The organism is Comamonas sp. GW821-FHT11H03, from assembly GCF_058807955.1.
In genome coordinates this window covers 230,941-254,781 of sequence record NZ_JBXARF010000002.1, presented here as the reverse complement: position 1 = coordinate 254,781, position 23,841 = coordinate 230,941, and the positions used below count along the sequence as shown (strand labels likewise).

Sequence of the window (23,841 nt, the reverse complement as noted above, 5' to 3'; positions counted from 1 at the left end):
AATTTGAGTATTATCACCTACGGGTATTCACCATATTCTTGAGAAAACCCATTGAATTTCAGAAATATCCTAATTGAGAAATTGATTAATATTATTTTTAGAATAAAAAGAAGCAGATATTCCAAGATGACGCTATTGGCGCACTGTCTTTAGCCTGCTTCTGATCGAGCCGACAGGCCGTCAACGCCGCGGCTGCAGTGCCACCAAGCGCGACACTTCACCTGCTGCACTCAGCAAGCGAGGCAGCATTTGTTCGCGCATGATGTCGGGGGTAGTGCGATTTGCTTGACCACTGATGTTCAGTGCCGCAATCGTCTCTCCCCGTGCATTGAGGATGGGGGCAGCGATGGAAATCAGACCTTCTTCAAGTTCCTGGTTCAGCAAGCACCAACCTTGCTGTCGTACTTGAGCGATTTCCTTGCGCAAAGCTGTGTCGTCCTGAAGAGTATGAAGAGTGAATTGCTTGCGCTGCCGCTCGTTCAGGACCTGCTCCAGTTGCATAGGTGTCAGCGCCGCAAGCAGCACCCTGCCTAGCGATGTCCAGCAAGCCGGCAAACGCGAGCCCACCCCCAGATTGGTGCTCATGATCTTGTGCGTGTGCACGCGCAGCACATAGACCACATCCTGTCCTTCGAGCACGGCAGCCGAGCAAGATTCATGAACCTCGTCCGAGAGACGCTCCATGACAGGCTCGGCGAGATTCCACAGCGGCGTGGAGCTCAGATAGGCAAAACCCAACTCCAGGATGCGCGGGGTGAGTGCGTAGTACTTGCCGTCACTGCGCACATAGCCCAACGTCTGCAGCGTCAGCAGGATGCGCCTGGCACCGGCACGCGTCAGACCCGTGGCGGCAGCCACCTCGCTGAGCGTCTGCTCCGGCGCCCTGGCACTGAACGAGCGTATGACTTCCAGCCCCCGGGCAAAGGACTGCACATAGCTGTCGCCGGGCTTGAGAGAGGGCACCTCGCCCTCAACCGGGGTTTTCCCTGATGTGGTTTTTACAGTCTCCATTTTCTTCATCCTTTCCTACAATTCTTTTAGCGAACAAATGTTCTATATGCGAACATTTTAGCGCCAATGGCGCAAGTCTTTGTATAGAAAATTGGAGACCCCCATGATCAACAAGATCGCCGACTCGGTCGCTCAGGCCCTGTCCGGCATTCAAGACGGCTCCACCGTGCTCATCGGCGGCTTCGGCACCTCGGGCATCCCCGGCGAGCTGATCGACGGCCTGATCGCCCAGGGTGCACGCGAGCTCACCGTGGTCAACAACAATGCCGGCAATGGCGACACCGGCCTGGCCGCCCTGCTCAAGACCGGCCAGGTGCGCAAGATCATCTGCAGCTTCCCGCGCCAGGTGGACAGCTGGGTCTTCGACGAGCTGTACCGCAGCGGCAAGATCGAGCTAGAGCTGGTGGCCCAGGGCAATCTGGCCGAGCGCATGCGCGCCGCCGCTGCAGGCATAGGCGCTTTCTTCTGCCCCACGGCCTACGGCACCGAACTCGCCAAAGGCAAGGAAACGCGCGAGATCAACGGCAAGCACTACGTGCTGGAGTACCCGATCCATGGCGATGTGGCCTTGATCAAGGCGGAAAAAGGCGACCGATGGGGCAATCTGACCTACCGCATGTCGGCGCGCAACTTCGGCCCCGTGATGGCTTCGGCCGCCAAGTTCACCGTGGCCACCGTGCATGACATCGTGGAACTCGGCCAGCTTGACCCCGAATCCGTGGTCACCCCGGGCATCTATGTGAGCCAGGTGGTGAAGATCGAGCGCGTGGCCACCCAGGCCGGCGGCTTCAAGAAGGCGGCCTGAGCCAGCCAATGTCCAGCAAGGAGATACAAGCGTGAGCTATCAAAAACGAAGCAAGGACGAACTGGCCCTGCGCGTGGCCCAGGACATTCATGACGGTGCCTATGTGAATCTGGGCATAGGCCAGCCCACCCTGGTGGCCAACCACATCCCCGCAGGACGCGAAATCGTGCTGCAAAGCGAGAACGGCATTCTGGGCATGGGCCCGGCACCGGCTGCCGGCTCTGAAGACTACGACCTGACCAATGCCGGCAAGCAGCCCGTGACCCTGCTGCCCGGTGGCAGCTATTTCCACCACGCCGACAGCTTCGCCATGATGCGCGGCGGCCATCTGGACATCTGCGTGCTCGGAGCCTTCCAGGTTTCGGCCACGGGCGACCTGGCCAACTGGAGCACGGGCGAGCCCGGCGCCATTCCCGCCGTGGGCGGAGCCATGGACCTGGCCATTGGCGCCAAGCAGACCTGGGTGATGATGGATTTGCTCACCAAAAAGGGCGAAAGCAAGGTCGTGGCCCAGTGCAGCTACCCGCTGACCGGGCTGGGCTGCGTCAAGCGCATCTACACCGATCTGTGCACCCTGGCATGCACTGCCGAGGGGCTGCGCCTGATCGACAAGGTCGAAGGCCTGGAGCACGCCGAGCTCGAACGCATCGTGGGCCTGCCCATCGCGGCCTGAACGACACGCTGACGGCCTTCAGGGCCGATCCGGTCTGCACCAGAAGTTCAATTTTCATAACGGAGACATGCCATGAGCAACCAGAACCAAGCCTTTATCTGCGACGCCATCCGCACCCCCTTCGGTCGCTACGGCGGCGCGCTGTCCAGCGTGCGCACCGATGATCTGGGCGCCCTGCCCATCAAGGCGCTGATGCAGCGCAACCCCGACGTGGACTGGACCGCCGTGGCCGATGTGCTCTATGGCTGCGCCAACCAGGCAGGCGAGGACAACCGCAATGTGGCCCGCATGTCGGCACTGCTGGCCGGCCTGCCCATAGACGTGTCCGGCGCCACCATCAACCGCCTGTGCGGCTCGGGCCTGGATGCTGTGGGCACGGCCGCGCGCGCCATCAAGTCCGGTGAAGCACGCCTGATGATTGCCGGCGGCGTGGAGAGCATGAGCCGCGCGCCCTTCGTCATGCCCAAGGCCGAGTCCGCCTTCAGCCGCAGCAATGCCGTCTACGACACCACCATCGGCTGGCGCTTCGTCAACAAGCTGATGAAAGCCCAGTATGGCGTGGACTCCATGCCCGAGACCGCCGAAAACGTGGCCGACGACTTCAGGATCGAGCGCGAAGCCCAGGACCGCATGGCCCTGGCCAGCCAGGAAAAGGCAGCAGCAGCGATTGCTGCCGGCCATCTGGCACGCGAGATCGTTCCCGTCTCCATCGCCCAGAAGAAGGGTGACCCCATCGTCGTGAGCCAGGACGAGCACCCCCGCGCCACCACCATCGAGGCACTGGCCAAGCTCAAGGGCGTGGTACGCCCCGATGGCACGGTCACGGCCGGCAACGCCAGCGGCGTCAACGACGGCGCCTGCGCCCTGCTGCTGGCCAACGAGGAAGCCGCCCGCCAGTACGGACTGGTGCCGCGCGCCCGTGTGGTCGGCATGGCCGTGGCCGGCGTCGCGCCGCGCATCATGGGCTTCGGTCCCGCTCCCGCCGTGCGCAAGGTGCTGGCCCAGACAGGCCTGACTCTTGAGCAGATGGATGTCATCGAGCTCAACGAAGCCTTTGCCGCACAAGGCCTGGCCGTGCTGCGCGACCTGGGCATTGCCGACGATGACCGCCGCGTCAACCAGTGGGGCGGCGCCATCGCCCTGGGTCACCCCCTGGGCGCATCAGGCGCCCGCCTGGCCACCACGGCCGTGAATCAGCTCCATACCCTGGGCGGCCGCTACGCACTGTGCACCATGTGCATCGGCGTGGGCCAGGGCATTGCCGTGGTGCTCGAACGCGTCTGATCCCGACTGCGGCAGGGCCGGATCAGTCCGGCCTGCTGCCGCCCCCTTGCCTCTTGCTCAAAAACAACGACCGCTGACGTGCACCTTCTCTCGCAGGTGTGCCACCGCGGCAGCCCGCGCCCCGGCCACTGGCCGGCGGTGTCTTGCCTTTTCCCGGAGACCTCAATGTCGAATTCCCTTTCCCTGTCTCGCCGCCGCAGTCTGCAGACCCTGGCAGCAACCGCCCTGTTCGCTCTGGGCGCTGCTCCCGCCATGGCCCAGACGCCCTATCCCAGCAAGCCCATCACCATGATCGTGCCCTTCTCGGCCGGCGGCACGACCGATATCCTGGCGCGCGTGGTGGGTCAGGCCCTGAACACCGAACTGGGCCAGAGCATCATCATCGACAACCGCCCCGGCGCGGGCGGCAATATCGGCGGCCAGGCCGCAGCCCGTGCAGCTGGCGACGGCTACACCCTGTTCATGGGGACGGTGGGCACGCACGCCATCAACGAAGCCCTGTACAAGAAGATGCCCTTCGACCCGGTCAAGGACTTCGCTCCGCTGACTCGCGTCGCCAATGTGCCCAATCTGCTGGTGGCCCACCCCAGCCAGCCGTTCAAGACGGTCAAGGAAATGATGGCCTACGCCAAGGCCAATCCCGGCAAGCTCAATTTCGGCTCCTCGGGCTCGGGCAGCTCCATCCATCTGTCGGGCGAGCTGTTCAAGTCCATGACCCATCTGGACATGGTGCATGTGCCCTACAAGGGCAGCGCGCCGGCCATCACCGACCTGCTGGGCAACCAGATCGCCATCATGTTCGACAACATGCCCTCGGCCATCCAGCATGTGCGCTCGGGCAAGCTGCGCCCCATCGCCGTGACCACGGCCAAGCGCTCGCCCGAACTGCCCGATGTGCCCACCGTGGCCGAAGCCGGCGTGCCCGGCTATGAGGCCACCTCCTGGTTCGGTCTCTTCGTTCCGGCCAAGACACCGGCCGATATCCAGCAAAAGCTGCATGCCGCCATCGCCAAGGTGCTCAAGGATCCCGCCGTGATCAAGAAGATCAACGACCAGGGCGGAGAAGTCGTGATCGACACCCAGGAAGGCTTTGCCAAGTTCATCGACGCCGAAACCAAGAAGTGGGGCAAGGTCGTCAAGGACTCCGGCGCCAGCGTCTGAGATCCAACACTCCCCCTGAGCCGCTGCGCGGCTTCCCCCGTGGCACGGCGCCCTCTCCTTCGGGAGGGGGACGACAGCCTCGCTGGGGCAGCCCCCGCTGCGGGACGGCGCGGCCGGCATAGGCCCTTGCTCGCTGTCCCTGGCTTGGTCCACGCCAGTTTCATGCGCTGCTGCGCGCTCTATTTCACGCATCGTCTGCAAGTCTGTATGACCACCTCTCTCCTCTCCACCGCCACCGGCGATTTCCGCATTGATCTGCAAGGCCCTGCCGACGCTCCCGTGCTCATGCTCTCCAACTCCCTGGGCACTACGCTGGAGATGTGGGACGCGCAGGCAGCTGCCCTGCGCAGCGAATTTCGTGTGCTGCGCTACGACACGCGCGGCCATGGTGCCAGTGTCTGCAGCAGCGGCCCTTACAGCTTCGACCAGCTGGGCCGTGACGTGCTGGCCATTCTCGACGCGCTGCAGGTGCAGCAGGCGCATTTCTGCGGCATCTCCATGGGCGGCCTGACCGGCCTGTGGCTGGGCGTCAATGCCGGCCAGCGCCTGCGCAGCCTCACTGTGGCCAACAGCGCCGCCAAGATCGGCGTGGAGTCGGCCTGGCTGGAACGTGCCGCCCAGGTGCGCGCCAACGGCGCGGCCGGCATGCTGGCCCTGGCCGAATCATCGCCCGGCCGCTGGTTCACGCCGGGCTTCGCGGCTGCCCAGCCCGCCGTGGTGCAACGCGCCCAGGGCTGGATCGCAGGTATCGCGCCCGAGGGCTATGCCAGTTGCTGCGAAGCCCTGGCCCGCGAAGATCTGCGCACTGCGATTGCCGGCATCGCCACCCCCACTCTGCTGGTGGCCGGCGCACAGGACCCCGTGACCACGGTGGCCGATGCCCAGGCCATGCAGGCCGCCATCGCCGGCTCGCAGCTGGCCGAGCTGCAGGCCTCGCACCTGTCCAACCTGGAGGCACCCGAGGCCTTCGAGCAAGCCCTGGCCGGCTTTGCGCGCCAGCACTGACCGACGCCGCGACGACCGGCTGCCCGCATCCGGCAGCGGCCGCCACAGCCTGTGATACGGAGATTGCCATGTCCACACGCTCCCGCCGCTGGAAGCAGCGCCCCCAAGGTTCGACCTGGGGCGACTTCGGTGAAGACGACCAGCTCGGCCGCCTGAACCTGCTGACCCCCGAAAAAGTCCGCCAAGGTGCAGCCGAAGTGCAGACCGGCCAGCGCTTTGCGCTGAGCCTGCCGCTGGACTACCCGGGCGGCAGCGCCCTCAACCCCAACCGCAAGCCGCCCGTGCTGCGCCCGCTGCAGCGCAAGGGCCGCGTCAACTTCAACTGCCTGCTGCAGGAGCTGGAGCCGGGCCGCACCGATGTGCTCTCGGACGACATGGTCATCCTCTCGCTGCAGTACTCCACGCAGTGGGACGGCCTGGCCCACGTGGGCGCCCTGTTCGATGCCAATGGCGACGGCCTGCCCGAGCCGCTGTACTACAACGGCTTTGCCGCCGGCGTCGACATCGTGGGCCCCGCCGAGCTGAGCGGCACCGGCATTCCCGCGCGCCTTGACGACAACGCCAGCACCAGTTGCGCCAAGGCCCTGGGCATTGAAGGCATGGCCCGCAACGGCGTGCAAGGCCGCGGAGTGATGGTGGACCTGCGCGCCCATTTCGGCGACGCCCGCACCCTGGTCGGCTACGAGCAGTTGATGCAGGTCATCGCCGCCGACGGCGTGCAGATCGAACCCGGCGACATGCTGTGCCTGCACACAGGCTTTGCCCAGCGCGTGCTGGACATGCACAAAAACCCCGACCCCGAGGTGCTGGAACACGCCTGCGCCGTGCTCGACGGGCGCGATGCACGCCTGCTGCAGTGGATCACCGACAGCCAGATCGCCGTCATCGCCACCGACAACTACGCGGTCGAGGCCTTCCCCGCGCGCCCGGGCGCCGCCTGCTGCGCGGCCCTGCCCCTGCACGAGCACTGCCTGTTCAAGCTGGGCGTGCACCTGGGTGAGCTGTGGCATCTGACGCCGCTGGCGCACTGGCTGCGCGAGCACGGCCGCCATCGCTTCCTGCTCACAGCGCCGCCATTGAACCTGCCGGGTGCCATCGCCTCGCCGGTCACACCGGTCGCCACGGTCTGAGCCCAACACCGGAGCCTTCATGCCCTTCATCATCGAAACCTTCGACAAGCCCGGCCACCAGGCCGTGCGTCAGGCCCATCGCCCCGCACACCTGGACTTTCTGGACACCCACAAACACCTGCTGCTGGCCTGCGGCGCCAAGCTGGCCGACGACGGCAGCGACCTCGGCGGCGGCCTGTACGTGGTGGAACTGGACACGCGCGAAGCAGCCCAGTCCTTCATAGAATCCGACCCCTTCTTCCAGGCCGGCCTGTTCGAGCGCGTGTCCATCACCCGCTGGCGCAAAGCCTATGTCGCCGGCACCAGCCACCTGCCTGCGGCGGCCTAGCTCCAGTCCGGCCGCCCCTCCTTTCCCCGCATTCCGCCCGAAAGTATTGCCATGTCTTCCCAGAACGCTTCCCTTCCTGTCCGTCCCCGCGTGCTGATCACCGGTGGCGGTGCCGGCATCGGTGCGGCCGCCGCCGAGCGCTGCCGTGCCGACGGCTACGAGCCCATCATCATCGACCGTGTGGTTGATCACGTTGCGGGCGGCATCCAGGCCGACCTCAGCAATGCCGAGGACACGGCCCGCGCCCTGCGCCTGGCCCTGGAGGGCGGGCCCATCACGCGCCTGATCAACAACGTGGGCGTGGTCGTGCCCAATGACGCCGCGTCCCAGACCCTGGCCGAGTTCGACCTGGCCGTCTCGCTGAACCTGCGCTGCGCCTTCCAGTGCATGCAGGCCCTGCTGCCCGGCATGAAGGAGGCGGGGTTCGGGCGCATCGTCAACATGTCCTCGCGCGCCGCGCTGGGCAAGGACCTGCGCACCGCCTACGCAGCCACCAAGGCCGGCCTGATCGGCATGACACGGGTCTGGGCGCTGGAGCTGGGCCAATGGGGCATCACGGCCAACGCCATCGGCCCCGGTCCCATCCGCACCGAGCTGTTCGACAAGGCCAACCCGCCCGATGCACCGCGCACGCAAAAGATCATCCAGTCCGTGCCCGTCAAGCGCGTGGGCACACCCGAAGACGTGGCCCATGCCGTGTCCTACATGCTCGACGAGCGCAGCGGCTTCGTGACCGGACAGGTGCTCTATGTCTGCGGCGGCATGACCGTCGGCGTGGCGTCCGTATGAACACCCGCTGAGCCGCAGTTCGGCCTCCCCCTTCTCTCGCTGCGCGGGAGGGGGACGACGCCCACGCTGCGGGACGGCCCTGGCTCGGCGTCTCTGACGCGAGCCCTGCCGGCCGCTTGAGCAGAACCACGCTCCAGCCTTGCGCCCCACGGCGCAGGCGCCTTCCTCTCCCCACAAACCATTCCAACCCCGGAGACCGGCACCCATGTCGAAAATCACCGCCTTCTTCACCGAGCTGATGCGCAAGTATCTGCCCGACCCCTTTGTCTTCGCCATCCTGCTGACCCTGTTGACCATGGTCCTGGCCTTTGCCGTGGAAAGCCGGCCCGTCAACCTGGTCGTCGAGGACTGGGGCAAGGGCTTCTGGAGCCTGCTGGCCTTCACCACCCAGATGGCCGTGATCCTGGTCATGGGCTATGTGCTGGCGGCCGCGCCCCTGGTCAACCGCTTCCTGGACCGAATCGCCAGCCACGTGCACACGCCGCGCCAGGCCATCATCGTGGCCACCATCGTGGGCTGCGTGGGCAGCTACCTGAACTGGGGCTTCGGCCTGGTGATCGGCGGCATCATGGCGCGCAAGCTGGCGCTCAAGGTCAAGGGCGTTCACTATCCGCTGATCATCGCCTCGGCCTATACCGGCTTCACCATGTACAGCCTGGGCTTCTCGGCCACGATTCCGGTGCTGATCTCGACCAAGGGTCACACCTTCGAGAGCAGCATGGGCCTGATCCCGCTGACGCAGACCATCTTCTCGGCCCCCATGCTGCTGACCAGTCTGGCCGTGCTCATCGCCCTGCCGCTGCTCAACGCCGCCATGCACCCCAAGGCCGGCGAGAAGATCGTGGAGCTGGACCCCGCCATGGCCGCTGACGAAGGCAAGGGCGGCGCAGGCCACGACCTGCTGGGCGACCAGAAGACCCTGGCCTACCGCCTGAACAACAGCCGCGTGCTCAATCTGCTGATCGGCCTGTGCGGCATGGCCTATGTGGTACTGCACTTCGTCAAGGGCGGCAACCTCGACCTGAACATGATCAACTTCTTCATCCTGTTCCTGGGCGTGCTGCTGCTCAAGACACCCATGCTCTATGTGGAAAAGGTCAATGAGGGCGTCAAGACCATCGGCGGCATCATCCTGCAGTTCCCCTTCTACGCAGGCATCATGGCCATCATGCATGGCTCGGGCCTGGTGGAGTCCATCGCCCACATCTTCGTGAGCATCGCCAACGAGCACACGCTGCCGCTGTGGGGGCTGATCAGCTCCTTCGTGATCAACTTCTTCGCACCCTCGGGCGGCGGCCACTGGGTGCTGCAGGGCCCGTTCATGATCGACGCGGCCAAGACCCTGGGGGCCTCGCAGGCCCAGACCGCCATGTCGGTGATGCTGGGCAATGGCTGGAACGACCTGGTGCAGCCTTTCTGGATCCTGCCGGCCCTGGCGCTGTCCAAGCTCAAGCTCAAGGACATCATGGGCTATACCGTGGTCTCCATGATGCTGGTCGGCGTGATCTACGCGAGCACCATGCTGATCTGGCCGCACCTGTAACCGGGCGCCGACGTCCTTTTTCCGTTTTTCCGTTCACATCCTCACCTAGGAGAACCCATGCTGTTCATGGTCGAAATGATTGTCCAGATCCCCCACTCGCTGGACCCCGCCCTGGTTGCGCAGATCAAGCAGGACGAGAAGGAATACTCGCAAAAGCTGCAGCGCGAAGGCAAGTGGCGCCATATCTGGCGCGTGGTGGGCGAATACGCCAACGTCAGCATCTTCGATGTCCAGAGCAATGACGAGCTGCACAGCCTGCTCAGCGGCCTGCCGCTGTTCCCATATATGCAGATCAAGGTCAAGCCCCTAGCCAACCACCCCTCCTCCATCGTGCAGGAGTAAGCACGGAAGCTGCGGGCAAGCGCCCGCCCATAACAAAGCCCATGCAGCTCCTGGCCGCATGGGCTTTTTTTTGATAGCTGTCATCGCCTACTCACAAACAAATTCAATATGTTTTGCATCTGAAATGTTTATCAATAGAGCGATAGAAGCTCCTATTAAAAGAGCATTCGGACCTTCACTGCTGTCCGTCCCGGACTGCGTCTTTGCAGGTCTTCAGGTGTAGCGCTTGGCGCGCAGATTGTTCTTCATCTGCTCCAGCGCCGGCTGCAGTGCTGGCCCGATGCGCAGAGCCACGCAGGTCGCCAGCACGTCAATGATGAGCAGGTGCAGCAGCCGCGAGACCATGGGACTGTAGCGGTCGTAGCCTTCAGGGTGATCGGCAGCCAGATGCACCTGGCACGCCGAGGCAAGAGGCGAGCCGCTGGCCGTGATGGCAATCGTGGTGGCCCCGTTCTTGCGGGCGATATCCGCCGCATCCATCAGATCCCGCGTTCGGCCGGAGTTCGAGATGATGACCACGCAATCGCCCGGACCCAGCAAGGTGGCGCTCATGACCTGCATATGGCCATCGCTGGTGGCCAGACTGGTCACACCGAGGCGGAAAAACTTGTGCTGGGCATCCAGCGCCACGATGCCCGAGTTTCCGGCGCCGTAAAACTCGATGCGTTTGCCCGTCTGCCAGGTCGCCGCAATCGCCTGCGCAGCCTGCTCTATGGCCGCCGTGCTGGCCGCATTGCGGTACTGTAGAAAAGCGGCAACCGCGTTGTCCACCACCTTGACCATGACATCGCTGGTCTTGTCATCGCTGTCCACACTGCGATGGATGAAGGGCACGCCTTCGCTGACGCTGCCCGCGAGCTTGAGCTTGAAGTCCGCCAGGCCGTCATAGCCCATGCTGCGACAAAAGCGCACCACCGTCGGCTTGCTGACATGCGCCCGCACTGCCAGCTCTCGCACCGGCAGATGCGCGAAGGCCCGCGGGTCGGCCAGCACCAGGCGTGCAACACGCTGCTCTGCAGGCGCCAGGGACGGAAGGGAGGCGGTAATCCGATCAAGCATATTGGCGCGGATGAGGTGGAAGCAATAAATGCGTGCAGAAAAAGGCGAGCATAAGACCGAAGCGCCTCACACCTTGCAAAATGGCTGCAAAACTTGAATATTTCCGCAAATAAATAGGAGAGCGAACATATTCAGCAGGGTTTGCCTTGATGCACCATCAAACAGAGTGTCGGCAGGCTCGTTCTCAATCTGGGATTCACGCTCTACACTTGCTGGTTAGTTTGAAACACAGCAAAGGATGGACATGAATCAGTTGGAGGCGCTCAAGCAATTCACAACCGTGGTCGCGGACACCGGTGATTTTCATCAATTGGCGCAGTTTCAACCGCAAGATGCCACCACCAATCCATCCCTGATTCTCAAGGCGGTTCAAAAGACCGAATATGCGCCGCTGATGCGCGCTACCGTGGCGCAGTTCAAAGACAGAGGGCTGGACGAAATCATGGACCGGACGCTGGTGCGCTTCGGCTGCGAGATTCTGAACACCATCCCCGGCCGTGTCTCCACCGAGGTCGATGCCCGCCTGTCTTTCGACACCGTGGCCACGGTCACGCGCGCCGAGCGACTGATCGAGCTGTATCAGGCCGCAGGCATCCACACCGAGCGCGTGCTCATCAAGATCGCCGCCACCTGGGAAGGGATTGAAGCGGCCCGCATTCTTGAGCAGCGCGGCATTTACACCAACCTGACGCTGCTGTTCTCCTTCTGTCAGGCCGTTGCCTGCGGCCAGGCCAAGGTCCAGCTGATCTCGCCCTTTGTGGGCCGCATCTACGACTGGTACAAAAAGCAAGCCGGCGCGCAATGGGATGAGGCCGCCATGGCTGGTGCCAATGACCCCGGAGTGCGCTCGGTGCAGAAAATTTACGACTACTACAAGCACTTCGATGTTTCCACCGAAGTCATGGGTGCAAGCTTTCGTAATACCGGCCAGATTCTGGCTCTGGCGGGCTGTGATCTGCTTACCATTGCACCTGAGCTGCTGGCCCAGCTCCGTGCACAGCAGGACGACGCCATGCCTTTGGCCCGCGCCCTGGACCCGGACAAGGCCAGGGCCCAGCCGCAGGAGCGCGTTTTGTACGACCAGGCCTCGTTTCGCTTTGCGCTGAACGAAGATGCCATGGCCACGGAAAAGCTGGCCGAGGGCATTCGCGCTTTCACCGCAGACACCCTGAAGCTGGAAGCATTGATGCAGCAAGCGGCTGCAGATTGACGGGAATTTCCTTTGATGCCTCTTTGTCACGAGCTGCCTGCCTGGCAGGCTTTGCAAACCCATTACCGGTCGCAGATCCAGCATCTGGATTTGCGCCAGGCTTTTGCACAGGACCCACAACGTCTTGATGCCCTGAGCATGCAGGCACCATATGTCTTCGCCGACCTGTCGAAGAACCTCTGGACTTGCGAGACCGAGGCCTTGCTGGGGCAGCTTGCAGCCGAGAGCCAGCTCGCTTGCAAACGCGATGCCATGCTGGCCGGCGCAGCCATCAATACCAGCGAGCAGCGCAGCGCGATGCACTGGCTGCTGCGCACTCCCGCAGACGGCGGGCAGCTCGCCCAGTCCCCTGTGCTTCGCTCCTGGCCCCAGGACATGCGTTCGGCACTGCGTGAAGTGCACGACACGCTGGATCGAATGCTCGCCCTGGCCGATCAGATCAGGGGCAGCCAGCAGATCACTGATATCGTCAATATCGGCATCGGCGGCTCGCACCTGGGTCCGGAAGTCGTGGTCAATGCCCTTGAGGACTGGATAGACCAGGACAAGAACTTTCACTTTGTCTCCAATGTAGACGGCCATGAACTGGGACATGTGCTGCGGCGGGTCAAGCCGGAAAGCACGCTGTTCCTGATTGCCTCCAAATCCTTCACCACGGCAGAGACCATGCTGAATGCACGCTCGGCCAGGCAGTGGTTTCTCGATCATGGAGGCAGCGCAGATCCACAGGCCTCCTGCTCTATCGACCGACACTTCGTGGCTCTCACCTCCAACACACAGGCGGCGGCAGAGTTCGGCATACAGCGCACACTGGGTTTCTGGGACTGGGTGGGCGGACGCTTTTCACTGTGGTCCGCCATCGGACTGCCCATTGCCATCGCCATAGGTTCGGAGCAATTCAGGGCGCTACTGGGCGGCGCGCATGCGATGGATGCCCACTTTTTCACAGCCCCCCTGCAAAGCAATCTTCCGGTGCGCCTGGGTCTGCTGGATGTCTGGTATCGCAATTTCTGCCAGTTTTCCAGCCGCTGCATTGCGCCTTACAGCCATGGTCTGCGCCGCCTGACGGCCTATCTGCAGCAGCTGGAGATGGAGAGCAATGGCAAAAGCATCAACAAGAATGGCGTTCGACTCACAGCTCCCACTGCACCGGTGATCTGGGGCGAGCCCGGCACCAATGGGCAACATGCTTTTTTCCAGATGCTGCATCAGGGGCGCGATGTCATACCGGTCGAGTTCATCGCCCTGCGCGACGGGGGCAAATACCTGGGAGAGCACCATCAAAGCCTGGTGGTCAACGCGATTGCCCAGGCCCAGGCGCTGATGGTGGGGCGCAGCGGCGAAGGTCTGGAAAAAGACTGCGACGGCAATCGCCCCAGCAGCTTCCTGATGCTTGAAAGACTGGACCCCGCCTCTCTGGGCGCCTTGATCGCGCTGTATGAACATCGCATCTTTGTCTCCGGCGCCATCTGGGATATCAACAGCTTCGACCAGTGGGGTGTGGAGCTGGGCAAGAAGCTGGCAAAGCAGCTGCATACCCGCCAGAGCCACAATGACTGGGCAGGAGTGGACGCATCGACGCAGGAGCTGATGAAGCGCCTGATGCAAGGTCACTGAGCATCACGAACAGCGAGCCCGCTAGGGCTCATGCTTCAAGCCTGCTCAAACCGCGCTGGTTTGCGGCAAATGGGGATAGCGCACGCCGGCCAGACCTTCCAGCCCAAACTCGGCGAGCAGCTGAAGCAGGCGTTGCGCCGCACTGCGCTTTTTCTGCCCCGTGTAACGGGCCACGATCAATTCGTTTTTCATGCTGTGCTCCCAGCCCACCAGCTCGGTGACCGTGACCTGGTAGCCGCAAGCCTCCAGATACAGACAGCGCAGCACATTGGTAATCTGACTGCCCATCTCGCGAGTGTGGATCGGGTGACGCCACAACTCGGCCAGCGGAGTGCGCGCCAGACTCATGGCCTTGGTCTGGCGCAGGCATGCTGCCACCTCTGCCTGACAGCAAGGCACGAGCACCATGGCCTTGGCCTGCTTTTCCAGCCCGAAGGCTATCGCATCATCAGTCGCCGTATCGCAGGCGTGCAAGGCCGTGACCACATCGAACTGCGCGGGCATGAAGTCTGCTCGCGTCGACTCGGCCACCGACATATTGAGAAACTCCATGCGATCGAAGCCAAGTTCAGTCGCCAACTTCTGAGACGCCTCGACCAGCGGCGCACGCGTCTCGATACCGAAAATCCGGCCCTGAGCCAAGGCCTTGAAATACAGGTCGTAAAGAATGAACCCCAGATAGGACTTGCCCGCCCCATGGTCAGCCAGTGTCACGGCATGCCCATCCTTAGACAGTTCTGTCAGCAAAGGCTCGATGAACTGATAGAGGTGATAGACCTGCTTGAGCTTGCGGCGCGAATCCTGATTGAGCTTGCCCTCGCGCGTCAGAATATGCAAAGCCTTGAGCAGCTCAAGGCTCTGGCCGGGCTTGAGCCCCAGTTGCTCGGCGATATCAAGTGCCCCTGCTTTGGCGGGCTTTTGCAGGCTCTGCTTTTTGTCGGTCTTACCCATCACTTCTCTGCCTTTGCCTCACCATGGCCGGTCACGGGGCAGCGAGCCCCGACATCCAGATCCAGCCAGCCCTCGATGCCGATCTTTTCCAGCGTTTCCATATTGCGCTCGTATATCGTTTCGGCTTCAGGAAACACCTCCACTGCCTTGTCGATGCTGTCTTCCCGCAGCAAATGCAATATGGGATAGGGAGCACGATTGGTGCAGTTGGTGACGTCATCCACATCCGTGCCCTCAAACTGAAATTGAGGATGAAACGAGGCGACCTGCAAGATGCCGCCCAGATCCAGCTCCTCGACCATGGCATCGGCCACTTCAAGAAAGTCATTGAAGTCCAGGAAGTCCTGCAAGGCATGGGGCAGGATCAGCAGCGTGGTGTCGCGTTTTTCCGCGCTGGCCTCGGCCAGGGCCTCAAGCTCGCGATGCAGGGCATCCGCCACGCCCTGTGCATCGCTCGCATCGCTGACGACATAGTGGATCTGGGCTTTGGCATGCACGCCTTTGGCGAAGGGGCAAAGATTGAGGCCGATGACTGCCTTTTCCAGCCAGCGCACGGTATCCGCAATCACAAGCTCTGGCGGGAAAGCCTGATCGGCGATGGTTGAAGTTTCGGTCATGACAAGGCCCTCCAAAATGCAAACGGGGGCCATCGCCCCCAAAGAATGCGCACTGGGCGGGAAATATTCCGGCTCTAGATACACAGCGCCGCTATTTTAGCGATCCGGCCTGTGCCATGCTCGCCACTGGCAGCAAGACCGTTGGCAAGCATCCCTCAGGCCTCGCCCAGCAGCCTAAGCCCGGTAATGCGCTCATGCTCGCGCGCCGCATAACGATCCGTCATGCCCGCAATAAAGTCTGCCACCACTCGCGCACGTTCATGCAGGGTAGTGGCGATATGGGCACGCTGAACAAAGCGCGGCTTCATGCGCTCAGGCTCCACCATATAGGCGGCAAACAGCTCTTTCACAACTTGCTGGGCACTGTTCATGGTCTGCATGACTTGAGGGTGCCGATAGAGCTGCCTGAATAAGAACTGCTTGAGCACCAGGGACTGCGCTTTCATCTCTTCGCTGAAACCGATCAGCGTCCGGCCATGCTGACGAACCTCCTGCACCGAGTTCACAGCCGCCTGCTCAATACCGGCCTGTGAGTGATGGATGACGTCATAGACCTGGTCACTGAGCATGCGGCGAATGCTCTCATAGAGCAGCTTGCGCTGAGCATCCGGCAAAGCCAGATCGGGCCAATCCGCCAATGTCGAGGCGTAATAGCGGGCAAACAAAGGCACGGCTTCACGCAACTGGGCCATGGTGATCAAACCCGATCGAACGCCGTCGTCCACATCATGGGCGTTATAGGCAATCGCATCCGCCAGATTGCATAGCTGAGCCTCCAGAGAAGGCTGAGTGCCATCCAGAAAACGCTGAGCCACGCCGCCGGGCTCCCGTGCATTCAGCCATTGCGCATTGCTGAGCGAGCAATGCTTGAGAATTCCTTCGCGCGTTTCAAAAGTCAGGTTCAGACCGTCAAAGGCAGGATAACGCTCCTCCAACCTATCCACGACACGCAGACTTTGGAGGTTGTGCTCAAAGCCGCCATGGGGCTTCATGCACTCATTGAGCGCGTCTTGCCCCGCGTGTCCAAAAGGTGTGTGCCCCAGATCATGCGCCAGACAGATGGCTTCAACCAGGTCTTCATCCAGCCGCAAAGAACGCGCGATGGAGCGCCCCAGTTGCGCCACTTCCAGAGAATGCGTGAGCCGGGTTCGGAACAGATCGCCCTCATGGTTCACAAAAACCTGGGTCTTGTAAACCAACCTCCTGAAGGCCGAGGAGTGAACAATGCGATCCCGATCGCGCTGAAAGTCGCTGCGCGTGGGAGCCGGGGGCTCAGCAAAGCGACGCCCGCGACTTTGCTGGGGATGGCAGGCGTAGGAAGCCAGAGCGGTCATGCAAATCGCCTCAACAACTCAATGCAATGACTCTAACAGCTATGGGCTTGCCGCCCCCAGGGTCTGCTCACATAGCGCCATCCATCAAGCGCAGCAACTGCCTATCACTTCACGCACCAGCGCGTCGGGCGCCGACCTCATCACCGCCTTGCCAGGACCATCGATCAGCACAAAGCGGATTTCACCGGCTTCGGATTTCTTGTCGACCCGCATCAGCTCCAGATAGCGAGCGGCATTGTCATGGGCATCGATGACCGCTGCGCGCACCGGCAAGCCCGCTCGCTCAATCAGCTTGCGCAGGCGCGAGACAAAGCTCGCCTCCACCAGGCCAAGACGTTGGGACAGCTCAGCTGCCATCACCATCCCTGCCGCCACACCCTCACCGTGCAGCCAGTTGCCGTAGCCCATGCCGGCCTCGATCGCATGACCAAAGGTATGACCAAAATTGAGAATCGCGCGAAGACCCGCTTCCTTCTCGTCTTGCCCCACGACCCAGGCCTTGATCTGCACACTTCGCTTGACGGCATGGGCGAGCAAGTCGCGATCGCGGCGCAGCAGACCATCCATGTTCTGTTCAAGCCAGTCGAAGAACTGCATATCGGCAATGGGGCCGTATTTGATGATTTCCCCCAGACCTGCGCTCAACTCGCGCTCGGGCAGGGTATCCAGCGTAGCCAGATCGCAGAGCACCAGTTGCGGCTGGTAGAAGGCCCCAATCATGTTCTTGCCCAGCGGGTGGTTGATGGCCGTCTTGCCCCCCACCGAGGAATCGACCTGGGACAGCAGCGTGGTCGGCACCTGCACAAAAGGCACGCCACGCATATAGCTGGCGGCAGCAAAGCCCGTCATATCGCCCACCACACCGCCGCCCAGCGCAAACAGCACTGTCTTGCGATCACATCCATGCTGCAGCAGGGCGTCAAAGATCAGGTTCAGGGTCTGCCAGTCTTTATGCGCTTCACCATCGGGCAGCACCACCTCATGAACCTGGGCATATTGGCCGCTCAGGGCCTGCTTGAGCGCAGACAGATAAAGCGGAGCCACGACATCATTCGTCACGACCAGAGCCGCCGCCGCCTTGGGCAATGCCTGCCAAGTGGAGCTCTGGGCCAGCAAGCCTTCTGCAATCACGATGGGATAGCTGCGCTCTCCCAGATCAATATGCACCGTTTCCACGTTCAACCTCTCTCAAAATACATAGCAGGAACCACACGCAGTGTATTGACCAGCAAGCTTTTCAGCGCAATCAGGAATGCTGACCGAGTTCAATCTGCATGGCCACTCGCTGAGCCACCTGCGCAGCAGACAGGCCGCTGCCCGCCACCACAAAATCCGCCACTTCCTTGTAGAGCGGATCTCTGATGGCATGCAAATCCAGCAAGCGCTGCAATGGATTGTCCACCTGCAGCAAGGGGCGCTGCGTATCCCGCTGCAGGCGCTTGGCAATTTCATGCGGTGATGCACTCAGATAGACCACCTGTGCATGCTCGGTCAGCTCTTGCCGGTTTTCAGCCTTCAGCACGGCACCGCCACCTGTGGCAACCACCGTTTTCTCAGGTCGCGCCAGCAGCGCTGCCAGCACCACCTGCTCTACATCCCTGAATCTGGACTCGCCTTCCTTGGCAAAAAAATCGCGGATCGTGCAGCCGATATGCTCTTCAATGGCCACATCCACATCCACAAAAGGCATAGACCAACGCTTGGCCAAATAGCGTCCGATGGTGGATTTGCCGGAGCCTGGCAAGCCCACAAGGGCAATATGAAATTTCTTTAGAACAGTCATCGCGTTACCGTCATCCGCCAATCTGGCCAGCCCATGATTCTCGCAGCCCGCAGATATTACAAATGAAAAGGCCCGCATCAACTCGTGCGGGCCCTATGTAAAAACTGATAACAGTTATTTGCTGGTGCTGCGCGCCTGGCTCAGCATCCTGGGAGTGATGAAAACCAGCATTTCACGCTTGCTCGAAGCCTTGGTATTGCTACGGAACAAATGCCCCAACACAGGCAGATCTCCGAACAGCGGTACCTTGTTGAGCTGGTTGGTCTCCTCCAGCTCAAAGATACCGCCAATCACCACGGTGCCACCATTTTCGACCAGCACCTGGGTCTTGACATGCTTGGTATCAATGGCGACGCCCTGAGTCGTGGTCTCGCCGCGGCTGTCCTTGTTCACATCCAGATCCAGAATGATGTCGCCTTCAGGCGTGATCTGCGGAGTCACTTCCAGCTTCAGCACTGCCTTCTTGAACGCAATCGTCGTGGCGCCGTTCGGCGCCGTGACGGAATAAGGATATTCCGTGCCTTGCTCGATCAAGGCCTTGTTCTGGTCTGCGGTCACCAGACGGGGGTTGGAGATGATCTTGCCATCACCCTCAGCTTCCAGAGCGGACAGCTCCAGGGACAGAAAACGCGACATCGAGCTATTGAAGACCGAAAATGCGACCTGTCCCACCGTGTTAACGCCAGCAACACTGGCCGGCAAATTGACAAAATTGCCACTGGGGAACTTGGTCGATCCAGAGTTTCCGCCCGGCAGAAACTGGGACGATGTCATGGCGGCATTGCTGCCTGCAGCCCCTCCGCCAAACTTCACACCCAACGAACGGCCAAAGGTATCGCGTGCCTCCACAATGCGGGCCTCGATCATGACCTGGCGTACCGGCACATCCAGCGTTGCCAGCAAAGCCTTCATTTCTTCCAGCTTGGTCGGCGTATCCGTCACAAACAACTGATTGGTGCGTGGCTCGGAAATGGCGGAGCCACGCGACGACAGAAAGCGCGTGCTGGAACCTGTGCCGCCGGCACCACCGCCGCCTGTCGAAGTCGTGATCTGCTGCAGAATGTCCGCCGCCTTCGCATAGTTGAGCTGGAAGCCTTGCGTGCGCAGAGGCTCCAGCTTCTGGATCTCCATGGCCGCTTCGTAGTCACGCTTGGTACGTGCGTCAATCTCGTCCTTGGGAGCGATCCAGAGCACGGAGCCGGACTTGCGCATACCCAACCCCTTGGCATCCATGATGATCTGAAGAGCCTGGTCCCAAGGGACATCCTTCAGACGCAGAGTCAAGGCACCGGTCACCGTATCCGAGGTGACGATATTGAAGTTGGTGAAGTCCGCGATGACCTGCAGCAAAGAACGCACTTCAATATTCTGGAAATTGAGCGACAGCTTTTCGCCGCTGTAGCCCGGGCCTTGCGTCAACTTGCTGGTGTCGACCTTTTTCTGGCGCACTTCCACCACGAACTGATTGTCGCTCTGGTATGCGCTGTGCTCCCAGTCCCCCACGGGGTCAATGCGCATCCGAACACGATCACCTTGCTGAGTGGTCGAGATCGTTTGCACAGGCGTACCGAAATCTCCCACATCGAGCTTCTTGCGCAAATTTTCAGGCAGGGCTGTACGCAGGAAGTCCACCGTCAGACCCTTGCCCTCCTGCCGCAGATCCACCCCAACCTGGCTGCTGCCAAGGCTGACGACAACCCGGCCGGAGCCATCGCTACCACGGCGAAAGTCGATACCGCGAATCGGAGCTGCATCAGAGGCTGCCGTCTTGTTCTCGAACACCGGAGCCATGACAGGAGCCGCAGCTGCAGCGGCTGTCGCCGCACCTGCGGGATCAAGCAAGATCAGCAAAGATTTGCCCTGGCGCTGCAAGCGGTAGGTCGTAGCCGTCCTCAGGTTCAACACCAGACGCGAGCGACCCGATGCTTCCACCAGATTTGCTGATCGCAGATTGCCCTGATTGAATTCAAGCAAGGACTTGCCTGAACCATTGCTCACACCCGGAAAATCCAGAGCGATACGCGCAGGAGACTGAACCACGAATCCGGTCGGGTCTGCAGCCAGCGGTTCGGACATCTCAACACGGACGACCTCGGAGCCTGACTGCAAAGTGCCTGTAACAGCCTCAATGCGTGCTTGCGCCCAAGCTGCCGAAGAAAGCAAAAGGCCGCTCAGGGTCAGACCCCAACGGGCCTTCGCCATAGTGCTGCGATTAATACCCATCATTTGCCAACCTCCTGCAACTCCAAAGTGCTTGTTCTTTCAATCCAGTCACCACCGCCATCCTGGATAATTTCTCTTAGCTGGATGGAGTTTTCCGTAATCTTGGTGATCTTTCCGTAGTTCTGCCCCAGATAGTTGCCAACACGTACCTGATAGAGCAGACCGCCAACTTTGACCAAGGCCGTGGGCACGTTCTTTTTGTCGAGACTGCCCACCATGGTCATGGTGTCCAGCGGCTCGGCCTCCAGCGGCTCCTTGCGGCGACTCAGCTCTGGCGTGAGCAACGCCGTGCTGATGTTGGATTGCGCAGACTCCTTGCGCAGCACCTGGATCAGCTTGAGCGGATTGAAGGGTTCCATGCCATCAGCGCCTGTATAGGCCTGGGGTTTGAAAGGCTTGGGCTCTTCCAGAGGAGTCACACGAGGCCTGGCATTGGCCCGCTCCTGGGCCATCCACTCACGCAGTTGCTCCTCCTCGGAGGAGGCGCAGCCCGCCAGCAAAGCACTGCTCATCAGGACCAACCAGACAGGGCTCAAGAATGCTCTGCTCATTTCTTCCCCTTGGCCGCGTCGCGCTGCGCCTTGACTTCGTCCGCATCCAGATATCGGAATGTCCGTGCCGTGGCATCCATGGACAGCACATCCGTGTCCTTGCCGCCCGGAGTGATGGACAGATTGTTCAAGGTCACAATACGGGACAGGAAAGCGATATCCGAGGCAAAAGCACCGATGTCGTGATAGCGCCCAGTCACCTTCAGGGTGATTGGCAGCTCGGCGTAGTACTCCTTGGCCACCATGGCGCCAGGGCGGAATACTTCAAACTGCAGACTACGTCCCAAGCCTGCCTGGTTGATATCGGAAAGCAGAGCAGCCATCTCCGCTTTGCTGGGCAGTTGCTTTTCCAGCTGCATCACATACTGCTGCACCTGCTCGCGCTGCTTCTTCAAGCCATCCAGACTCACCGCCTTGATCATTTTCCTGGAGTAGTCTTCGCGCAGAGTCACCTCGGTCGCACGCTCGGCGTCCAGCTCTGCCTCGTAATCCTTCAGGATGACGAACCACAGCAAGGCAGCGACCGCGACTGCAATCGCAACATACAGCAGTGCCTTGGGCAAGGCAGGCCAGACCGAAGGATCATTGGGATCCAGATTCCGGAATTGACGCTGAACTCTCTCTTGCAGTGCAACGAAGTCGATGTCCAGAGATTTCTTCTTTTTTGCCATTACTGCGCCTTCACAGGGGAGGTCACAGCAAGCAGATTTTTCTCCGCATCGCTGGCCCTGGCCAGATTGAAGCGCAATGTGAATGCAGCTGCACGGCGCTTATCCTTGGCAGTCACATCAACCGTCTTGGCCACAATTTCCATCAGCTCCGGCTTGGAGAACCAGGGCGAGCCATCCGTAAGATTGCGCAGCATCTCGGAAATACGCTCATTCGACTGCGCAGTTCCCTGCATGGTCACAGACAGGCCTTCTTGCTTGATGCTGCTGATGTAGACACCGTCCGGCAGTTGTTTGACCAGCTCATTGAGCATGTACACCGGCAGATTGCGGTCGGACTGGAGATCCTCCACCGCCTTCTGTCGTGCACGCAGAGCGGCGATTTCAGCCTCAAGCCCCTCGATTGCCTTGATCTGTGTTTCCAGGACCGTGATTTCGGAGCGCAGCAAATTGTTCTTGTTCTGCTGGCCCTCGATCATCATCTGGAAGTACCAGTAAATCAGTGCTGCGATCAGCAGTCCACCCAGTGCGCCCAGCACCATATTGACCTGAAACGCTTCTTTACGGCGCTTTTTGGCTGCTTCGCGGTGCGGTAAAAGGTTAATCAGTATCACTCTTGAAACCTCCGCATGGCCAAGCCGCAAGAGGTCAGATAGGACGGCGCTTCACGCGCCATCCTCTTCAGACGCACGCCGCTGCCAATTTCCATGCCTTCGAAAGGATTGGCAAGACTGCAGGCACATCCAGTCTGCTGGCTGACGGCATCCACCAGCCCCGGCAAGGACGACGATCCACCGGCCAGCAAAACATGATCGACGCGGTTATAGGGAGTACTCGTGAAGAAGAACTGCAACGCCCGCGCCACTTCCTGGGTCAGGCTTTGCACGAAGGGCTTGAGCACACCAGCCGCATAGTCGTCTGGCAATTCGCCGTTGCGCTTCTTGGCTTCTGCCTCTTCCGGAGAAAAACCGTACTGGCGCGCAATCAACTGGGTGAGCTGTGCACCGCCAAAGGCCTGATCACGCTCATACAGCACCTCGTCATTGCGAAGCACCTGCATGCTGGTAGTCATTGCTCCCACCTCGAATAGCGCCACGACAGCGTCACGCCCGGCATTGGGCAAACGCGACACCAGACGCGTTGCTGCCGTTCGGGCGGCGTAGGGCTCGATATCGATCACGATGGGCTTGAGACCGGCAGCCTCGGCCAGGCCCTGGCGGTCCTGCACTTTTTCCTTGCGTGACGCCGCGATCAGCACATCCACATCGCCAGGCGATGCCAGCGACGGGCCTATGACACAGAAATCCAGGCTCACCTCATCGAGCGAGAACGGAATGTATTGATTGGCTTCGGACTCGACCTGAACTTCCATTTCCAGCTCGGTCAAGCCGGCTGGCAAGGTGATCTTCTTGGTAATCACAGCAGCTGCCGGCAGCGCCATGGCCACCTGCTTTGTACGCGTTCCGCTTTTCTTGACCAGGCGGCGCACAGCCTCCGCCACCTCATCAAATTTCTCGATATTGCCGTCGGTGATCCAGCCTTTTTCAAGAGGCTCAATCGCACAACGCTCCAGTTGCCACTCGCCGGATTTGCTTTTGGCCAGCTCGACCAGCTTCACGCTGGAGGAGCTGACATCAATGCCAAGCAAAGGCGCAGGCTGACGGCTGAATAAAGAACTCAGAGCAATCAACATGCCCCCCCAGGTTTGTAAGAATGGAAACAAAAGCCAGCAATACCCCGGGATCCTAGCAGCAAGC

General features: G+C 61.1%; 24 protein-coding genes. 12 read left to right on the top strand and 12 right to left on the bottom strand.

Going from position 1 to position 23,841, the window contains the following annotated elements; genetic code table 11:
* Window positions 1–180: 180 nt before the first annotated feature.
* Entirely contained in the window at window positions 181–1,011 is an 831-nt protein-coding gene (locus AC1RTQ_RS05630; RefSeq protein WP_492874652.1) for an IclR family transcriptional regulator domain-containing protein, read from the bottom strand.
* A gap of 103 nt (window positions 1,012–1,114) precedes the next feature.
* Between AC1RTQ_RS05630 and AC1RTQ_RS05625 the strand changes: the two genes are divergently transcribed.
* From AC1RTQ_RS05625 to catC, 10 genes are all read left to right on the top strand, one after another.
* The gene (locus tag AC1RTQ_RS05625) at window positions 1,115–1,816 is read left to right on the top strand and encodes a 3-oxoacid CoA-transferase subunit A (RefSeq protein ID WP_003058692.1); all 702 of its coding nucleotides are present in this window, start codon (window positions 1,115–1,117) and stop codon (window positions 1,814–1,816) included.
* 31 nt (window positions 1,817–1,847) lie between these two features.
* Complete coding sequence (locus AC1RTQ_RS05620) at window positions 1,848–2,489, top strand: 3-oxoacid CoA-transferase subunit B (RefSeq protein WP_003074107.1); 642 nt, start codon at window positions 1,848–1,850, stop codon at window positions 2,487–2,489.
* 72 nt (window positions 2,490–2,561) lie between these two features.
* On the top strand, window positions 2,562–3,773 hold the full coding sequence (gene pcaF, locus AC1RTQ_RS05615) for a 3-oxoadipyl-CoA thiolase (protein ID WP_302092236.1): 1,212 nt from the start codon (window positions 2,562–2,564) through the stop codon (window positions 3,771–3,773).
* 165 nt (window positions 3,774–3,938) lie between these two features.
* The gene (locus AC1RTQ_RS05610; RefSeq protein WP_492874651.1) at window positions 3,939–4,934 is read left to right on the top strand and encodes a Bug family tripartite tricarboxylate transporter substrate binding protein; all 996 of its coding nucleotides are present in this window, start codon (window positions 3,939–3,941) and stop codon (window positions 4,932–4,934) included.
* 207 nt (window positions 4,935–5,141) lie between these two features.
* Window positions 5,142–5,939: a 3-oxoadipate enol-lactonase gene (gene pcaD / locus AC1RTQ_RS05605; RefSeq protein WP_492874650.1), complete on the top strand. Its 798-nt coding sequence runs from the start codon at window positions 5,142–5,144 to the stop codon at window positions 5,937–5,939.
* A 68-nt stretch (window positions 5,940–6,007) separates the two neighbouring features.
* A complete protein-coding gene (locus AC1RTQ_RS05600; RefSeq protein ID WP_492874649.1) occupies window positions 6,008–7,069 on the top strand; it encodes a cyclase family protein in 1,062 nt (353 codons plus the stop codon).
* Between the two features lie 19 nt (window positions 7,070–7,088).
* The gene (locus AC1RTQ_RS05595) at window positions 7,089–7,397 is read left to right on the top strand and encodes a YciI family protein (protein ID WP_304352008.1); all 309 of its coding nucleotides are present in this window, start codon (window positions 7,089–7,091) and stop codon (window positions 7,395–7,397) included.
* 51 nt (window positions 7,398–7,448) lie between these two features.
* A complete protein-coding gene (locus AC1RTQ_RS05590) occupies window positions 7,449–8,186 on the top strand; it encodes an SDR family oxidoreductase (RefSeq protein ID WP_409813800.1) in 738 nt (245 codons plus the stop codon).
* A gap of 205 nt (window positions 8,187–8,391) precedes the next feature.
* Window positions 8,392–9,729, top strand: coding sequence for a short-chain fatty acid transporter (locus AC1RTQ_RS05585; protein WP_302092242.1), 1,338 nt, complete (start codon window positions 8,392–8,394; stop codon window positions 9,727–9,729).
* A 57-nt stretch (window positions 9,730–9,786) separates the two neighbouring features.
* Window positions 9,787–10,071 (top strand): muconolactone Delta-isomerase, encoded by a 285-nt coding sequence (gene catC, locus AC1RTQ_RS05580; RefSeq protein ID WP_302092243.1) that lies wholly within the window; start codon window positions 9,787–9,789, stop codon window positions 10,069–10,071.
* 213 nt (window positions 10,072–10,284) lie between these two features.
* Here the strand turns inward: catC and AC1RTQ_RS05575 are convergent, their stop codons facing one another.
* The gene (locus tag AC1RTQ_RS05575; RefSeq protein ID WP_003058703.1) at window positions 10,285–11,130 is read right to left on the bottom strand and encodes an SIS domain-containing protein; all 846 of its coding nucleotides are present in this window, start codon (window positions 11,128–11,130) and stop codon (window positions 10,285–10,287) included.
* Window positions 11,131–11,374: 244 nt separating this feature from the next.
* Between AC1RTQ_RS05575 and tal the strand changes: the two genes are divergently transcribed.
* Both tal and pgi read left to right on the top strand, forming a co-directional pair.
* Window positions 11,375–12,340 (top strand): transaldolase, encoded by a 966-nt coding sequence (gene tal / locus AC1RTQ_RS05570; RefSeq protein ID WP_302092244.1) that lies wholly within the window; start codon window positions 11,375–11,377, stop codon window positions 12,338–12,340.
* A 15-nt stretch (window positions 12,341–12,355) separates the two neighbouring features.
* Complete coding sequence (gene pgi, locus AC1RTQ_RS05565; protein ID WP_492874648.1) at window positions 12,356–13,957, top strand: glucose-6-phosphate isomerase; 1,602 nt, start codon at window positions 12,356–12,358, stop codon at window positions 13,955–13,957.
* Between the two features lie 45 nt (window positions 13,958–14,002).
* On the opposite strand, the gene AC1RTQ_RS05560 is transcribed toward pgi, so the two are convergent.
* The 10 genes from AC1RTQ_RS05560 to AC1RTQ_RS05515 form a co-directional block, all read right to left on the bottom strand.
* Window positions 14,003–14,908 (bottom strand): class I SAM-dependent methyltransferase, encoded by a 906-nt coding sequence (locus AC1RTQ_RS05560; RefSeq protein WP_492874647.1) that lies wholly within the window; start codon window positions 14,906–14,908, stop codon window positions 14,003–14,005.
* Window positions 14,908–15,525, bottom strand: a complete 618-nt coding sequence (locus AC1RTQ_RS05555; protein ID WP_492874646.1) for a DUF1415 domain-containing protein — start codon at window positions 15,523–15,525, stop codon at window positions 14,908–14,910. Before AC1RTQ_RS05555 ends, AC1RTQ_RS05560 begins: the two co-directional genes overlap by 1 nt.
* A gap of 155 nt (window positions 15,526–15,680) precedes the next feature.
* Window positions 15,681–16,859: a deoxyguanosinetriphosphate triphosphohydrolase gene (locus AC1RTQ_RS05550; protein ID WP_492874645.1), complete on the bottom strand. Its 1,179-nt coding sequence runs from the start codon at window positions 16,857–16,859 to the stop codon at window positions 15,681–15,683.
* Window positions 16,860–16,943: 84 nt separating this feature from the next.
* Window positions 16,944–18,041 carry a 3-dehydroquinate synthase gene (gene aroB / locus AC1RTQ_RS05545; protein WP_492874644.1) on the bottom strand — a complete coding sequence of 366 codons (1,098 nt, stop codon included), beginning with the start codon at window positions 18,039–18,041 and terminating at the stop codon, window positions 16,944–16,946.
* A gap of 64 nt (window positions 18,042–18,105) precedes the next feature.
* Entirely contained in the window at window positions 18,106–18,642 is a 537-nt protein-coding gene (locus tag AC1RTQ_RS05540; protein ID WP_492874643.1) for a shikimate kinase, read from the bottom strand.
* Window positions 18,643–18,756: 114 nt separating this feature from the next.
* On the bottom strand, window positions 18,757–20,868 hold the full coding sequence (locus tag AC1RTQ_RS05535; protein WP_492874642.1) for a type IV pilus secretin PilQ: 2,112 nt from the start codon (window positions 20,866–20,868) through the stop codon (window positions 18,757–18,759).
* Entirely contained in the window at window positions 20,865–21,416 is a 552-nt protein-coding gene (locus tag AC1RTQ_RS05530) for a pilus assembly protein PilP (protein WP_302092251.1), read from the bottom strand. Before AC1RTQ_RS05530 ends, AC1RTQ_RS05535 begins: the two co-directional genes overlap by 4 nt.
* Window positions 21,413–22,087, bottom strand: coding sequence for a type IV pilus inner membrane component PilO (locus tag AC1RTQ_RS05525; protein ID WP_492874641.1), 675 nt, complete (start codon window positions 22,085–22,087; stop codon window positions 21,413–21,415). Before AC1RTQ_RS05525 ends, AC1RTQ_RS05530 begins: the two co-directional genes overlap by 4 nt.
* The gene (locus AC1RTQ_RS05520; RefSeq protein ID WP_492874972.1) at window positions 22,087–22,698 is read right to left on the bottom strand and encodes a PilN domain-containing protein; all 612 of its coding nucleotides are present in this window, start codon (window positions 22,696–22,698) and stop codon (window positions 22,087–22,089) included. Before AC1RTQ_RS05520 ends, AC1RTQ_RS05525 begins: the two co-directional genes overlap by 1 nt.
* Entirely contained in the window at window positions 22,695–23,777 is a 1,083-nt protein-coding gene (locus AC1RTQ_RS05515) for a pilus assembly protein PilM (protein WP_492874640.1), read from the bottom strand. Before AC1RTQ_RS05515 ends, AC1RTQ_RS05520 begins: the two co-directional genes overlap by 4 nt.
* Between the last annotated feature and the right edge of the window lie 64 nt (window positions 23,778–23,841).